The following is a 15,333-nucleotide window of genomic DNA, read 5'->3' as shown; positions in this document are numbered from 1 at the left end:
GGGCTTGGCAGCGGCGACAAGACATGCCTGTTCAATCTTGCGGCAAGCGGTGCTGTTTTGTGCCCCGCTTATGCCTGCAATGCGCCTGTATTGGCGGTGAACAGGGTTAATCTGGCGCGATTGCGTTCCGTCTGCTCCCGGCTGGCTGTTGAGACTCTGCAACAGGGAGACGATCCGTAACGTCAATCGCGCCGGATTCGGTTGCGTTCACCGCTCGGGTGGTTGTACTACTGGGAATCGGTGGAAGGTCCGCGCGTGCGCTTTCTTCGGCTGATGGTCAAAGTCAGCTCTGGTTCACGCGGGATTTGTTTTTGATGCAAAATGCAAAAGCTTCGATTCGCTGCAAGGCGTGGTGAAGCAGCTGAGTGGGATTAGGGCGAGAAATGAGCAAGAGCGGCACTATCAGCAGGATCGCAGGGCACAAGCTGCCTGTGCTTGCTGGCGTTGCTGCTTTGGCACTTGGCCTGCCCTCTGCCGGGATGGCGGTCGCAACGCTCAGCGATGAGCCTGCGATTTCAGACAATTCCGCCTTTGCAATATTTACACCGGCATCAGTCGATCCCGCTCTGGCGATGCGAGTGGCCGGCCAGGCTGGTGAGGACGGTGTGCGTTTCACTCCGGCAGAAACCTCAGCACGCGAGCGCACGGTAACGGTCGCGGTCAGGGTGGATGACAATACCGCCCGAGCCATCAGTCTGCGCAAGGCGATCGATAATGTGCCCGGCGCGGGCAAGGGTATCGCTGCAATTACGCCGACCAAGTACAACCTTGGCATTTCGCGCGGCTATCAGAGCTTTGCGCAGCCTGTTGCACTCCCGGCGAGCGTGCGCAGCATAGATATGCCTGACCTGTCCGAGTATGGTCCCGCATCGGCCACTGCCAAGGACAAGCCAAGCCGGTTCCAGCCGCGCATCGCGCTTGAGGGCAATCAGAAGGTTGGCCGTGCGGCAGGCACTTTTGAAGCGCTGGGTAACCAGACCGTCGATGTTGGCGGCGCATATTCGATCACCCGCAATCTGGACGTTACCGCTGGCGTTCGACTGAGTCAGGAGCGCGATCGTCTCGCGCCTCTGACAGATTCGGCGCAAGATAGCCAGGCGGTCTATGTCGGTACGCAGTTCCGCTTCTGACACGCCTCAGGCCTAGTAAATTCGTATGCAATAGCCCCGCCTTGGCGGGGTTTTTCTTTTCCTGACGCTACGTCAACGCTAGGTCTTGTTTTGCAAGCAAGCATCGATCGGGAGAAGGTCACCATGGCACGCGTAGCAATTGTAACGGGCGGAACACGCGGCATCGGCCGCGCAATCTGCGAGCAACTTCAAGCTGACGGCTTCACCGTTGTCGCCAATTATGCCGGCAATGATGCAGCAGCAGAGCAACTCAAGGCCGATACGGGCATTCAGAGTTACAAGTGGGATGTGGGCGATCACGAGGCGTGCCTTGCCGGCTGCGCCAAGATCGAAGCTGAGGTCGGACCGGTCGATGTTGTCGTGAACAATGCCGGGATTACACGCGATGGGACGCTCCATAAGATGAGCTTCGATGATTGGAACGAAGTCATGCGGATCAACCTTGGTGGTTGCTTCAACATGGCTAAGGCCTGCTTCCCGGGGATGCGCGAGCGCAAGTGGGGGCGGATCGTCAATATAGGATCGATCAACGGTCAGGCGGGGCAGTACGGCCAGGTCAATTATGCCGCAGCAAAGTCCGGCATTCACGGCTTCACCAAGGCGCTTGCACAGGAAGGCGCGAAATTCGGCGTCACGGTCAATGCCATCGCACCCGGCTATATTGACACCGACATGGTCGCAGCGGTGCCGGAACCGGTGCTGGAGAAGATCGTCGCGAAGATCCCGGTTGGCAGGCTGGGCCATGCCGAAGAGATCGCGCGGGGAGTTAGCTTCCTGTGTGCAGAAGAAGGCGGCTTCATCACCGGCTCGACCATGAGCATCAATGGCGGACAGCACATGTATTGATCTGTGCTCGGTGCATTCTGGATCGACAAAATAAATAGGGGCGAGCCGCCAGGCCCGCCCCTTTTGTTGTTCTAGGCCAGCTGGCTTGGCTTAACTTTCGTCGACCGCCTTGCTTACGAGGATATTTACAGAAACGCGGCGGTTCTGCGCGCGGCCTTCTGCCGTGCTGTTATCGGCCATCGGGTCAGATTCGGCCATGCCGGTCGGCGTCAGCATACGCCATGGTGCCCACGAACACTTCTGCTGGAGGTGGTTCACAACGCGTCCGGCGCGGCGTTCGCTAAGGACCTGGTTGTAATCCTCGTCGCCAACCGAGTCGGTGTATCCAACCACCAGCAGCAGCGCATTGTCCATTGATCCCGCGTCCTGGGCAGCCCGGCACAGATCGGCTTCGGCCTGCGGCGACAGCTTCCACTTGCCAGTATCGAAGTACACGTTGGTCGTGCCCTTGATATTGTACTGGTCGATATTGGCCACCCGGCCGCGCAAGGCTTCCGTCGCGGCGGCATTTTCCGAGATCGCCTGCTCGTTCTGGGTAAAGCGCTGGTTGGTCCCGCTGCGGATCATCTCTGCGGTCTTGAGATCCTTGTTCTTGAGCGCAACGCGGGTTGCGACAAGGCCGTTGTTCCAGCGAACCGTTTCGACTTCGACCGGGAGGCCATTCAGGAGCGCATCCGAGCTGAGCGTGTCGCGGCTGAGACCCAGGAAACCACCCTTCGCGCGGATTTCCGTGCCGGAGCTGAGCGCTACGACGGTGTTGGTGCCGCCTGGCGTGGTCACCTGCATCTTTTCTGCATTGCGCGCAGAAATGAAGCCTTCGATATCCGGACCTGCAGGAAGGCCTTCAAGGTCAGCCGGCGGTGAACCGACAACCGTGGTGAGAATATCGCCATTGCTTGCTTCCTGGGCAGCCAGGTTGGCCGACATCGGCATGGCAATAAGAGCGGCCAGGACAAGGGCGCCTGACGTCATGGAAATGGTACGCATTGAATACTCCTTCAAAAACTCATCGAACCGAAACCAACATGATCGCGGCGCAGCGTCCGACCGCGCTTGTCATGGCGTGTCCGGCTTTCAAGAACTCTCTCGACTGGATTAAATGGTGGTGCAGCGGGGGCTGCAGGTGGACGCCATGTGAGGGCTGATTGTTCGTGTTAACCTTGCTGGCAGATGAACAGAACTGCAGACAGGCGGTCTAGGGCGGGTGGCGTGAGCGCACCTTGCGGCGAACCGTTGAGACTGGCGTTCCAGCAACCTGCGCCAATCAACCAGCAGCGCCCTCTCTGCGTCCGCCATATTATTCGCCATATTGAGGCCTGATCCCCGGATTCGACACCAGATGCAGATGGAATCGGCAATTGAAAGGCGGACACTCGCATCTGCCTGTGGTAGCGGGCGCACATGCCTGCCCCGTACCATCCGCCTGTAAAGCGCTCAGTCGAGATCGCCGGTCACAAGACCTCGATCAGTCTTGAGCCACTATTTTGGGATATGCTGCGCGAAGCGGCTAATTCGGAGAATATACCGGTAAATGCGCTCGTGGCCCGCATCGATGAAGAACGTATCCGAGCCGAAACGCCGCCGGGTCTTGCGGGGGCGATCAGGGTCTGGCTGGTCAGCCGGTCAACGCAGGAAACCTAATCGTCGCCAACCCGTTCGATGTCGGCGCCGAGCATCTGCAGCTTTTCTTCGAGTCGCTCATAACCGCGATCGAGGTGGTAGAGCCGCCTGACGGTGGTTTCGCCTTCCGCTGCAAGCCCTGCGATCACGAGGCTCATTGACGCGCGCAAATCTGTCGCCATGACTTCGGCGCCCGTCAGCCTTGCCGGACCCTTCACAATAGCCGTGCGCCCTTCGGTCGAAATGTCTGCACCCATCCGGCCCAGTTCGGGCACGTGCATGAAGCGATTTTCAAAGATCGTTTCCTTCAGCACGCTGGTACCCTCGGCCTTAGTGAGCAAACTCATCAGCTGAGCCTGCATATCGGTCGCGAGGCCGGGGAAAGGCGCCGTGGTCAGATTGGCTGGCTTCAAGGTGCCGTTTGCGCGGACCGTAATACCCTTCTTGTCCTCTTCGATCTCCACGCCGATCGCCTGGAGGGCATGGATGGTCGAAGCCATGTCGTGCGCATTCGCACCTTCCAGCCGGGCTTCCCCGCCGGTGATCGCCACTGCGCAGGCATAGGAACCCGCTTCGATCCGGTCGGCCATGACCCGGTAGGTCGCACCATGCAGCCGCTTGACCCCGTGGATTGTAAGATCGGAAGTGCCGATCCCTTCAATTTCTGCACCCATCGCGCTGAGCAGGTTACAAAGGTCAACGATCTCCGGCTCGCGCGCGGCGTTGAACAAACGGCTGGTGCCGTTGGCGAGCACTGCAGCCATGAGCGCGTTTTCTGTTGCGCCAACCGAAACGACCGGAAAGTCGAATTCGCCGCCCGGTAATCCACCTTTAGGCGCCACTGCCTTGACATAGCCCTGCGCCAGCTCGATTTCCGCACCGAAAGCCTCCAGCGCCTTCAAGTGCAGGTCGATAGGCCGGTTTCCGATGGCGCAGCCACCCGGCATCGAAACCGTCGCTTCGCCCATTCGCGCCAGCATCGGCCCGAGGACCAGTATCGAAGCGCGCATCTTACGCACGAGATCATAGGGCGCGACCGTGGACGTGATGCGGGGCGCTTCATAAGTGACCACGCGGCCATAATCTTCCGGGCGAGAGCCAGCGATGCTCACGGTAACGCCAAACTGCGTCATCAGGTGCTGGAAGCCGTCAATGTCCGCGAGGCGCGGCAGGTTGCGGAGCGTCAGTGGCTCCTCTGTCAGCAAGGCGCAGGGAATAAGTGTCAGCGCCGCGTTCTTTGCGCCAGAGATCGGCAGTGTCCCGGAAAGGCGCTTGCCGCCTTTGATTACCAATTTATCCATGAATTGCCTTTAGACCATTCGCTTGTACTCGCAACCGTCATGGCTCCGCCACAATAGCTTGGCTGTTGACGGGACATAATATCCCCTCTTATCGGACACTTCATGAGCACACGCAAACCGATCAAGAAAGCTGTCTTTCCCGTTGCAGGACTGGGCACGCGTTTCCTTCCCGCGACCAAGGCGATTCCAAAGGAATTGCTGCCGATCGTCGACCGCCCGCTGATCCAGTACGCGGTGGACGAAGCGCGCGAGGCGGGGATCGAGCAGATGATCTTCGTCACCGGTCGCGGCAAGACGGCGATTGTCGAGCATTTCGACATGGCGTTCGAGCTTGAAACGACGATGAGCGAACGCGGCAAGGATATGGGCGTGCTTGAGCCGACCCGCGCAACCCCGGGCGACATAATTACTGTGCGCCAGCAAGTCCCGATGGGGCTTGGTCACGCAATCTGGTGCGCGCGCGCGATCGTTGGCGATGAACCTTTCGCGATCTTCCTTCCTGACGAGTTGATGATCGGCAACAAGGGCGGCACTGGCTGTATGAAGCAGATGGTCGACGCCTATGAAAAAGTCGGCGGCAACCTCATCAGCGTGCTGGAAGTCCCGCATGAGGAAGTGTCGAGCTATGGCGTGATCGATCCGGGCGCAGCCGAAGGCAACCTCACCGAAGTCAAGGGCCTGGTGGAAAAGCCGCCGGTGGATCAGGCGCCTTCCAACAAGATCATTTCCGGGCGTTACATCCTCCAGCCGGAAGTCATGCGCACGCTCGAAAATCAGGAAAAGGGCGCTGGCGGAGAGATCCAGCTGACCGACGCCATGGCGCGGATGATCGGCACGCAGCCCTTCCACGCCGTGACCTTCGACGGTTCGCGCTATGACTGCGGCAGCAAGCTCGGCTTTGTCGAAGCGACGCTGGCGCTCGCATTGGAGCGCGAGGACATGGGCGCAGAAGTCCGCGCGATGGCGAAGCGGCTGTTGGGCTAATCGCCCGCTTTCGCGCGGGCACATATACGGGCATCTCGTAAGCCTGATCCCAGTCCTGGAAAAGGCGCTTGGGATGAAAGGCCTCATTGAAGAACCAGGTCTGAACTCCAAGCGCCCATAAGAAAACCTCCCGAGCAGCTAATGTGCCCGGAAGGTCTTGTCATTGGTGAGCGAATGCTCCTGTTACGAGGCTGGTGCCAGCTCGTCGCCGGAACCCGCATCATCGGTGCCATCTGAGCCTTCAGACAGTTCGGGCGACTTTCCCCCAGCATCAGCGCCCTCCGTGGCCTTTGCCGCACCCTGAACCAGCGCGCCTAGTGAGGAACCGTCAAGGCCGAGCTCCTTCATCAAGCCATCAAGGACAGGAGCTTGCGCGCGGTACGCAAGCGCGGCTGACACAGCGTCACTTGCAAGGTTGCCGCTTCCACCGCCCGCAGTGGGCGAACCACCCTTGCCGTTGCTGCCGCCATTGGTGAGGCCATCGACCTGTACGATCTTGATCGAGTCGATTGCTTCCATCGGCTTGGCGCTTTCGCGGATGACTTCGGGCAGCACTTGGAGCAGCGCCAGCTTGGTCTTAAGGCTGATCTGATCCATCGAGAGGATATTGGCCGCCTCGTTGATCGCCCTCTGACCGGCTGCTTCCACTTCGAAGCGAATGCGAGCGGCTTCTGCGCGCAGCTTCTCAGCTTCGGCTTCACCTTCCGCCTCGCGCCGCAAGGCTTCAGCCCGGTTGGCAGCAGCGTCGCGCTCGGCTTCAGCTTCAACCTTGACCCCGATCGCGTCACGCTCAGCCTGCTTCGCTGCTTCGATCAGTTCAATCCGCTTCAGGCGGTCTGCGATCTCGGTTTCGCGAGCCGTGATGACCTGCTCTTCAGCAGCAACCGCCTTGGCACGGGCAGCGTCAGCTTCGGCTTTCGCCTGGCTTTCCTCGCGGCTCTTGTTCTGGACTGCAATCTGCTGCTCCTGCCTGGCGATTTCAAGCGCGCGGGTCTGATCGATCCGGGCCTCTTCGACGAGCCGGTCCGCCTCGATCTGCTGCGCATCGACCTGCTTTTTCGCTTCAATGCGAGCTGCCTCGGCCTGCTGTTCGCGCTCAGCCTGCTCTCTCGCGATCTCAGAAGTCTGCGCAGCGCGTCGGACTTCGACTTCACGCTCCTGCTCGAGCCTTGCGAACTCATTATCGCGCCCGATCTCGTAGCTGCGCTTGTCTGCTTCGAGGTTCTTCGACTCAATCTGGACCCGCGTGTCCTGCTCGATATCGTTGCGCAGCTTTTTGCGCGCTTCGATCTGCTCGGTCAGCTTAGTCAGACCTTCAGCGTCAAATGCGTTGTTGGCGTTGAAGTGTTCAATCGAAGTCTGGTCGAGACCGGTCAGCGAAACCGATTCCAGCTCCAGCCCGTTCATCGCAAGGTCGTTCGACGATACCTGTTGCACCTTCTGGACGAAATCGGCGCGCTGCTCATGCAGTTCGTTCATGCTCATGCCCGCAGCAACCGAACGCAGCGCATCGACAAACTTGCCTTCGACTAGGTCTTTCAGCGCTTCAGGATGCATGGTGCGTTGGCCCAGTGTTTGCGCAGCCATCGCGATGGCCGTCGAATCGGGACGGACGCGGACATAGAATTCCGCCTTCACATCGATCCGCAAACGGTCGAGTGTGATCAGTGCGTCCTGGTTCTTGCGTTCGACCGCCAGACGCACGGTATTCATGTTCACCGGCATCGTCTCGTGGAACACCGGCAGCACAAGTGCGCCGCCATTCATGATGACCTTTTCGCCGCCGACGCCCGTCCGCACGAATGCGACTTCCTTTGACGCACGGCGATAGAGCCGGGTGATGGTGAAGAGGATGATGAGGAAGGCCAGAAAGCCGCCTCCGCCGAGTACTGCAATGTCGAGATAATTTTCCATTGCTTCTCCTTGGTTGATGAACTGGCTGGCGGCGCCCTATTGCGCTGTTATGACTGTGCCGTGCGCAGTGGCAGCGAAGAATTGGCCGCCCTCCTTGCGCAGCAGGATCACGTGCTGGCCTGCGGGGAAAGACTGCGCCGGGTCCTCTGGCTCGACCATCACCAAATGTGACTGGCCATGCTGGTCGATCGCTTTCGCACGCGCCGGTGAGCCAGCTCTGGCTGTGCCATCGGTGATGACCGCTTCGCGCCCGAGCAGCGTGTCGACATTGACCGCCGTGGTCCTGTCTTTGGGCAGGATCGCACCGAGCGGACGGACCAGACCGCTCGTCACTGGCAAGGCAAGCCCAGCAGTAATCAACGCAGCAAGCCAGCGTTCGAACGGAGCGCCCAGCAAGCTGTCCGCAAGCGCCTGAATGCCAAAACCCGCGCCAGCAAAAATGAAAAGATAGACTGCCAGCCAGGCCATAAGCGGGACCCGCCCAAGCCCGAGAAGACTGGCAGCGCCGCCAGCAAAACCTGCACCCTTGCCGCCCATCTCGGCCTCGAGATCGGCATCGAAATCTGCATCAGCACCGTCCAGGATATCTCCCAGGCCGACCCCTTGCAGGATGGCAAGAAGCAGCATCAGGACCAATGCCGCAGCAAACGGCATGTTGTGTGGTTCAAACAGCGTCATATGCGCGCTCCAGCGAGGCTGGACGCCTTGTTTCCATTAGGTTTTTCCATTCTGTTCATGTAGCAGAAAGGTGAGTATCTGGGTAGCAAAATCGGACAGCCCCTTGCCGGTTTTCGCAACATGATTGCGCAGATCGGTTCGCATAAAATCGAATTGGCAATGATCTGAACTCAGGTCAGCCAGTCGGCTGCGCTTTCGCCGCATATTCATCGCGCAGTTCGCGCTTGTAGAGCTTGCCATTGGCCTCGCGCGGCAACTCAGGCCGGAAGTCGAACAGCCTGGGCATCTTGATCCTGGCCAGTTGCGGCGCGAGATAATCCCGCAATTCGGCCTCCAGCGCCTCGCCCGCTTCCGCCATGTCGAGCGGCTGGACTACCGCTACAACCTTCTCGCCAAAATCAGGGTCGGGAGCGCCAATCACCGCCGCGTCCATCACTTTCTCATGACTGACGAGCAGATTTTCCACCTCTTGCGGATAGATATTGACCCCCCCGGAAATGATCATGTGGCTCTTGCGATCGGTCAGGTAGAGGAACCCATCTTCATCGACATGTCCGATATCGCCGATCGTCATCCAGCCCTTGGGATGCATCGCTTCAGCGGTCTTGTCAGGGTCGTTGTGATAGGTGGGCATGTGGTCATTCTCGAAATAAATGAGACCGTCTTTACCAGCGGAGACTTCCTCGCCGTCAGGTCCGCAGATGTGCAGCTTGCCGTAGATTGCGCGCCCGACACTACCGGGGTGAGTGAGCCAGTCGGCGGCATGAATCAGGGTCATCCCGATGCCTTCTGATCCGGCGTAATACTCATTCACGATCGGACCCCACCATTCGATCATTTCGCGCTTGATCGGCACAGGGCAGGGGGCGGCGGCATGCAGCGCGCGCCTGTGGCTGGAAAGGTCGTACTTGCTGCGGATGGCCGGATCGAGCTTGAGCATGCGGACGAAATGTGTCGGTACCCATTGGCTGTCTGTCACCTTGTATTTCTCGATTGCGGCCAGGGCTGTCTCGGGCTCGAACTTCTCCATTATGACGATGGTGCCCCCGAGACGCTGCGCAGCCGAGCACCAGGCAAGCGGTGCCGCGTGATAGAGCGGGGCAGGCGAGAGGTAGACCATGCTGCCATCTGCCGGCATCCCGGCCCCCATCGTGGCGAGCCCGATGAACGGGATGATTGCCTGCGGGTCGGGGTCCAGCGGGGGTGGAGGGCGTACGCCCTTGGGTCGCCCGGTCGTGCCCGAGCTGTACAGCATGGTGAGGCCTGCACGCGGATCAGCAATCGGCTGTGACGAGTGCGCCGCGAGGGCGGCTTCGAAGTCTTCCTCGCCTTCCCCGCCAATGACGAGAATGTCGAGATCCCCGCAGTCCTTTCGGACCTCTTCCATCACATCGTCAAAACCGCGCGATGTGACCAGCAGCTTGGCGCCGCTATCCTTGATGATGTAGGAAATCTCCGGAGCGGTCAGCCGCGATGAAATGGGCACAAGCAAGGTGCCGGCGCGCTGCGAACCCCACACCAGGGTGAAGAAGTGATGAGTGTTCTCCAGCAGGACTGCGAAAGCATCATCTGGCGCAAAGCCCCTGGCGCGCAGCAATTGTGCAAATCGGTTCGCCGCTTGGTCCATCTCGCCATAGGTCACGGTGTATCCGCTTCCCGCCATGATGATCGCAGGATGGTCCGGACGCGACTGGGCGTGCTGTATGGGATGCATGGGTATTCTCTCTCCCGCACCGGCTTGTGGTTCGAGGGATGCCGGTTGTGGGAGAAAACCTACCGAGCGCGAACGCAGTGACAAGAAAAATCGGGCGAAAGATTCGGGTATCCGAGCAAGAAAAAAGGCGGCGGGAGAACCCGCCGCCTGTATCTTCGAACATCCTCTCCTATGTTCGAACCCGCTTCCAGGCGGGAAACCGTATCAGCAAGCTTTACTCGCCGCCCTGGCCATCCTGCTCAAGATCCGCGCTTTCGCTGCTATCTGAAAGTGCGAACCGTGCTTCGCTTTCGGCCATGAAAGGCAGCGGATCTACCGCTACCCCGTCAATGCGCACTTCATAATGAAGGTGCGGACCGGTCGACCGTCCGGTGGACCCAACATAGCCAATAAGGTCGCCTTTCTTCACAAATTCACCCGCTTCAACCGCGAGCTTGGAAAGATGGGCGTAGCGGGTCTCGAGATCGGCGCTGTGGTCAATGCTGATGTAAAGGCCGTAGCTTGAGAACCACTTGGCCTTGGTCACGATGCCATCAGCGGTCGCATACACCGGGGTGCCAGTGGGTGCAGCCAGGTCGATGCCTTTGTGCGCCTTGCGGCGACCCAGCACAGGATGATTACGCATGCCGTAGCCGCTGCTGAGGCGGTAGCTATTGCTCAGTGGGTTGCGTGAAGGGATGGAGATCGCGGGCTGCACCGTGCCCTCTGTCTCAGGCGCATCGAGCGCTTCCCAGCTTGCAAAAAGCTGCCGGAAGCGGGTGTCGCCGGAATTCAGCGAGCTTTCCTGCGCGCGATTGGCAGCATCGCTGACATCAACGGCGGCAGCTGAACTGTTCGCCATGACCGGGGAAGCCGCAATCGTCGCGATTCCTGCGAGGGCAACGAATGCGCCCTTGATCGCCTTGAATGTTGCGTTTGATCCCATTTTCGACCCGTCTCTGCCGCGCGAGAGCGCACTGAATTTGCTTTTCCAACCCGGGCCGAAGCCTTCGTCAGAATGCGAATCGCAGACAGGAAAAGCGCCCGGATCGCGTGGTTGATTTTGGGTTAGCTGGGCAAAACCTTACGAAGCAATAGCGGCGTAGTAGTCCCGCGATAGACCGGCAGCGATCCGCGCTGAGTCGTTGAACGGTGGCTTAATACGCCCGCGAAAGTGCCTTGAAACGAGCGTTTGCCAGAGCGACTCCGGCGATTCTCCGGCTTTTCTGGCCGAATCGATAAAGTGCTTGGTCCCGAAGGCGACATGGCGGATTTCGTCGTCAAGGATTCGTTTGAGGATCATGGCACCCTGCGTATCGCCTTGTGCCTCAACCCGTCGTAAAGTGGACGGAGTTACATCGAGGCCGCGCGCTTCCAGCACCATCGGCACGATCGCGAGGCGCGCGCGCACATCGTGCCGGGTCTCGCAGGCGGCTTCCCACAGGCCAGCATGGGCGGGGAGGGCGCCATAGTGGCTGTCAAGGCTTTCCAGCTTGCGCGAAAGAAGCGCGAAGTGCATCGCCTCATCGGCAGCAACACTCAGAAAATCGTCGACAAATTCCTCCCCCATCTGCTCGCCGAAGCGCCCAGCCATATCGAGCGCCAAGTCAATCGCCACGAATTCGATATGCGCCAGCGAATGCCACAGGGCGATCCGCCCCCGTTCCGAACCGCCCTTGCCGCGCTTTGGCATCTGGTTCGGGGCGAGCAGTTCAGGTCGGTCCGGCCACGCCGGTTGATCCGGCATCGACGTACTGAAATCCCACGCCAGCTGCCCCTTGCGCCACGCACGCACCAAATGGCGCGTTGCAAAGACCTTCGCCCGCGGATCTGGCGTCAGAAGCGCGGAACGAATTGCAAGCGAAATTCCGGTCACGAGACAGGCTGAGGCGGGCACCAGGCGATCAGAGAGGGTCAAAGCGCCTGCGCGGCTGCCAGAACTTCTTCTGCATGGCCCTTCACCTTGACCTTGTTCCAGGCCTGCGCGATCACGCCGTCAGCACCGACCAGATAGGTCGAGCGGACCATGCCCATGTAAGTCTTTCCGTACATCTGCTTTTCCGTCCAGATGCCGAGCGCGTCGCTGAGACCATCCTTTTCCGCGTCGGTCGCAAGCGGGGTCGCCAAACCGTGCTTGGCGATAAAGTTCTGATGCATCCGGGGCGAATCCTTGCTCACACCCAGCAGCGCAACCCCAGCCCTGTCGAACGCTGCTTTGAGCGCCGAAAAGTCCTTCGCCTCTGTCGTACAGCCAGGCGTATTGTCCTTCGGATAAAAGAAGATCACCAGCTTCTGACCCTTGAAGTCCGATGGCTTCACGCTGCCACCGTCCGGTGTCTCCATCGCGATGTCCGGGATGGGCTGGCCAGCTTCTGCAAATTCACTCATTCGTCTCGCTCCAATTCTTCGTCAAACACGTCGCGCCAGCATCGCGCGACTTCATGGCGTGCAGCGCTGAACTTGTCCAAGAGTTCCTTGAAGTCTGCACATTGGCAGGATTTCGCCAGCGCTCTCGCAGCCGATTTGGGCGGCTTGGCGAGGTCTGGCGCCATCAGTCGCGTCGCCACTAGCAACCGCGTCATCAGGTGATGAGCGGGCACAATCGTCTCGGGCAGCAAGCCTGCTTCAACCAATTCCCTGATTGCCAGCGAGAGATCCGGCGCAAGTCCCTTGCGATCCCTCAGTTGCAGGAAGTGAACGAGGAATTCCAGATCGACCAGGCCGCCGCGCAAGAGCTTGGCATCCAGCACACCTTTGGCAGGTTTGTGCGTGGCGATCTCCGCACGCATTTTCAACAGGTCGGCGCGCAGAACGTCTGGATCGCGCTTTTGCGCAAGCACCTCGTCAATCACAGCTGTGAGCATTTCGCGCGCAGCCTGTGATCCGGTTAGCGCGCGCGCGCGGGTCAGTGCCATATGCTCCCAGGTCCAGGCATCCTTGCGCTGATAGTGCGCGAAGCTTTCCAGTGTCACTGCAAGCGGGCCTTGCGCCCCTTGCGGCCGCAGCCGCGTATCCACTTCATATAAGGCCCCCTGCGCGGTGGGGACCGAGAGCGCCGCGCTCACACGCTGGGCCAGGCGGTTATAGTAAAGCGTCGCGCCAAGTGGCCGCCTGCCATCCGATTCCGTCCCGCTCGCTCCGGTGAACAGGTAGATGATGTCGAGATCGGATGCGTGCGTCAGCGCACCCCCGCCAAGCCGGCCCAGTCCGAGCACTAGCAATTCGCTGTCCGGGATTGTGCCATTGACGCGCGCAAACTCCCGTGTTGCAGCACGCTGAGCCACCAGCAAGGCTGCCTCCGCAGTGCGCGAAAGAGCAGCGGCAATATCGAGCGGATCGTGGACTGCCTCGATCAATTGCAAGCCAAGGGCGAACCGCACTTCTCCGGTTACGATCCGAATGCGGTCGAGGGCGCGTTCGTAATTCTCAGAGGCATCGCCGGCCTCCATGCGCGCGGCCAGCGCTTCCACATCACCCGGCAGATCAAGCGCGGTTTGATCGATCAGCGTATCGAGCAGTTCAGGCCGACGCCCGAGTTCCTCCGCCAGAGTAGGGGCAAGGCTCAGCACCGCCACCAATTGATCGAGCAAGGCCGGGCGCGCTTCCAACAAGCGGAAAAGATTGATCGCGGAACTGGCCGAGGCAAGCAGAGCTTCCCAGCGCAGCAACGCCCGGTTGGGCGCATCCGCCTCTGCCAGGGCCTCCAGCAAAGCCGGGAGGACTGCATCAAACGCATCGAGCGCTGCGGTGGAACGCAGGGCCCGATAGCGGCCATCGCGCCACCCGACAATCCGTTCTGCGAGCGCCTGAGGATCGTCGAAACCTAGCTGCGCCAATTGCCGCGAGAGCGCGTCGGGGGCTGTCGGCAGGGCGATGTGTGTACGATCTTCCTCTTCGATCAAGGTGTCGTATCGTTCTGCCACCCGGTTGGTTATCGCCATAAGCTCGTCGACCAGTGCTGCGCCGCCGCTAAGGCCTTCCAACTGAGCGACACTGTCCAGCGCATCGCCCGCTGGCAGGCTGTGAGTCTGGCGGTCCTCGACCATCTGCAAGCGGTGCTCGACCACCCGCAGCCGGTCATAGGCTTCACCCAACACTGTCGCATCTTCAGCAGTGATGCAGCCCGCGCTGGCCAAGGCATCAAGTGCTTGCCGTGTCCCGCGCACCCTCAGCGAGGGAACGCGCCCGCCGTGGATCAGCTGATGGGTCTGAGCGAAGAATTCGACCTCTCGGATGCCCCCGCGCCCGGTTTTCACATTGAACCCGGGGCCTGGCTCGCGCGGCCCGGAATGATGCGCGCGAATGCGCTGAGTCAGGCGGCGAATGTCGTCGATCGCGCCATAATCGAGGCTCGAACGCCATACGAAGGGGCGAATCGCTGCGAGGAAATCCGTGCCTGCACCGATGTCGCCTGCCGCTGCTCGTGCCCTGATGAATGCCGCTCTCTCCCATGCCAGCGCCGAACTTTCGTAATGGGTCAGAGCGGCATCGCATGAAATGGCAAGCGGGCTGACTTCGCTGGCAGGCCGCAGGCGCAGATCGACCCGGAAGACATAACCGTCGGCGTTCTGATCGCTCAGCATCGCCACGATTCCGCGCGCATAGCGCTGCGCGGCTTCGCCCGGTTCGTCGCTCGAACGCCGCGGCAGGGTGGCAGGATGATACAGCAGGATCGGATCGATATCAGACGAGTAGTTGAGCTCGCCTGCGCCATGCTTGCCAAGCGCCAGCGCGATCATTCCGGCAGGCGCTGCTCCCTCCACCCGGCGCTGGATGACCGACGTTATCGCGCGGTCAAGCGCGCGGTCCGCCAGGCTGGAGAGTTCCGCCATGACGCGGGTCAGATCGAACGCGCCCGCAAGATCGCCGATGGCAAGCGCAGTTGCCAGGCCCAGCCGCTCGCGCCGCAGGCCAGTCGCAAGTGCAGAAGTCTCATTGGCTTGTGCCCGCGCCCAGTCAAGCGCAGCCTCGCCTTCGCCTCGAGCAAGCAATCCGGCAAGCTCAGCCTGACGGTCGAGCGCGCGGGCCAGAAACGGCGCATGCGCGCGTGCGCGGCGAAGTGCGCCATCCCAGTCAACCGTGCGATGATCCAATGCCATGATCTCTCCCTGCCCACCCTTCACCTTCGAGGCAAGGACGCCGTGCTTGATCGAGCGCAAAGCGTCAT

13 protein-coding genes are annotated in these 15,333 nt (G+C 60.4%); 4 read left to right on the top strand and 9 right to left on the bottom strand.

Annotation, left to right across the window (positions count from 1 at the left end; translation table 11 throughout):
• Positions 1 to 383 precede the first annotated feature (383 nt).
• Together ACG9DO_RS03775 and phbB are read left to right on the top strand one after the other, a co-directional pair.
• Complete coding sequence (locus ACG9DO_RS03775) at positions 384 to 1,130, top strand: hypothetical protein (RefSeq protein ID WP_394730393.1); 747 nt, start codon at positions 384 to 386, stop codon at positions 1,128 to 1,130.
• A gap of 123 nt (positions 1,131 to 1,253) precedes the next feature.
• Positions 1,254 to 1,976, top strand: coding sequence for an acetoacetyl-CoA reductase (gene phbB / locus ACG9DO_RS03770; protein ID WP_394730392.1), 723 nt, complete (start codon positions 1,254 to 1,256; stop codon positions 1,974 to 1,976).
• A gap of 90 nt (positions 1,977 to 2,066) precedes the next feature.
• Here the strand turns inward: phbB and ACG9DO_RS03765 are convergent, their stop codons facing one another.
• Positions 2,067 to 2,963 carry an OmpA family protein gene (locus ACG9DO_RS03765; RefSeq protein ID WP_394730391.1) on the bottom strand — a complete coding sequence of 299 codons (897 nt, stop codon included), beginning with the start codon at positions 2,961 to 2,963 and terminating at the stop codon, positions 2,067 to 2,069.
• A gap of 414 nt (positions 2,964 to 3,377) precedes the next feature.
• Here ACG9DO_RS03765 and ACG9DO_RS03760 point away from each other — a divergent pair, with 414 nt between their 5' ends.
• On the top strand, positions 3,378 to 3,617 hold the full coding sequence (locus ACG9DO_RS03760; RefSeq protein ID WP_394730390.1) for a ribbon-helix-helix domain-containing protein: 240 nt from the start codon (positions 3,378 to 3,380) through the stop codon (positions 3,615 to 3,617).
• Here the strand turns inward: ACG9DO_RS03760 and murA are convergent.
• Positions 3,614 to 4,897 carry a UDP-N-acetylglucosamine 1-carboxyvinyltransferase gene (gene murA, locus ACG9DO_RS03755; RefSeq protein ID WP_394730389.1) on the bottom strand — a complete coding sequence of 428 codons (1,284 nt, stop codon included), beginning with the start codon at positions 4,895 to 4,897 and terminating at the stop codon, positions 3,614 to 3,616. The two genes, ACG9DO_RS03760 and murA, sit on opposite strands and share 4 nt — an antisense overlap.
• A 102-nt stretch (positions 4,898 to 4,999) precedes the next feature.
• On the opposite strand from murA, the gene galU reads away from it, so the two are divergent.
• The gene (gene galU, locus ACG9DO_RS03750) at positions 5,000 to 5,881 is read left to right on the top strand and encodes a UTP--glucose-1-phosphate uridylyltransferase GalU (protein ID WP_394730388.1); all 882 of its coding nucleotides are present in this window, start codon (positions 5,000 to 5,002) and stop codon (positions 5,879 to 5,881) included.
• Between the two features lie 183 nt (positions 5,882 to 6,064).
• Here galU and ACG9DO_RS03745 read toward each other — a convergent pair whose 3' ends face one another.
• From ACG9DO_RS03745 to ACG9DO_RS03715, 7 genes are all read right to left on the bottom strand, one after another.
• On the bottom strand, positions 6,065 to 7,795 hold the full coding sequence (locus ACG9DO_RS03745) for a flotillin family protein (RefSeq protein ID WP_394730387.1): 1,731 nt from the start codon (positions 7,793 to 7,795) through the stop codon (positions 6,065 to 6,067).
• Positions 7,796 to 7,831: 36 nt separating this feature from the next.
• On the bottom strand, positions 7,832 to 8,473 hold the full coding sequence (locus ACG9DO_RS03740) for an OB-fold-containig protein (protein WP_394730386.1): 642 nt from the start codon (positions 8,471 to 8,473) through the stop codon (positions 7,832 to 7,834).
• 175 nt (positions 8,474 to 8,648) lie between these two features.
• Positions 8,649 to 10,187, bottom strand: coding sequence for an acyl-CoA synthetase (locus tag ACG9DO_RS03735; RefSeq protein ID WP_394730385.1), 1,539 nt, complete (start codon positions 10,185 to 10,187; stop codon positions 8,649 to 8,651).
• A 214-nt stretch (positions 10,188 to 10,401) separates the two neighbouring features.
• Positions 10,402 to 11,112 (bottom strand): M23 family metallopeptidase, encoded by a 711-nt coding sequence (locus ACG9DO_RS03730; RefSeq protein WP_394730384.1) that lies wholly within the window; start codon positions 11,110 to 11,112, stop codon positions 10,402 to 10,404.
• A gap of 138 nt (positions 11,113 to 11,250) precedes the next feature.
• Positions 11,251 to 12,084: a ferritin-like domain-containing protein gene (locus tag ACG9DO_RS03725; protein ID WP_394730383.1), complete on the bottom strand. Its 834-nt coding sequence runs from the start codon at positions 12,082 to 12,084 to the stop codon at positions 11,251 to 11,253.
• Positions 12,081 to 12,554 carry a peroxiredoxin gene (locus ACG9DO_RS03720; RefSeq protein WP_394730382.1) on the bottom strand — a complete coding sequence of 158 codons (474 nt, stop codon included), beginning with the start codon at positions 12,552 to 12,554 and terminating at the stop codon, positions 12,081 to 12,083. The genes ACG9DO_RS03725 and ACG9DO_RS03720 overlap by 4 nt, the downstream gene beginning before the upstream one ends.
• Positions 12,551 to 15,265, bottom strand: coding sequence for a bifunctional [glutamine synthetase] adenylyltransferase/[glutamine synthetase]-adenylyl-L-tyrosine phosphorylase (locus ACG9DO_RS03715; RefSeq protein WP_394730381.1), 2,715 nt, complete (start codon positions 15,263 to 15,265; stop codon positions 12,551 to 12,553). Before ACG9DO_RS03715 ends, ACG9DO_RS03720 begins: the two co-directional genes overlap by 4 nt.
• Positions 15,266 to 15,333 lie beyond the last annotated feature (68 nt).

The sequence above is a fragment of the Altererythrobacter sp. GH1-8 genome, assembly GCF_043702085.1.
Taxonomy (GTDB): domain Bacteria; phylum Pseudomonadota; class Alphaproteobacteria; order Sphingomonadales; family Sphingomonadaceae; genus Erythrobacter.
The sequence above is the reverse complement of the archived record's forward strand: the minus strand, read 5'-3'. Positions and strand labels throughout refer to the sequence as shown.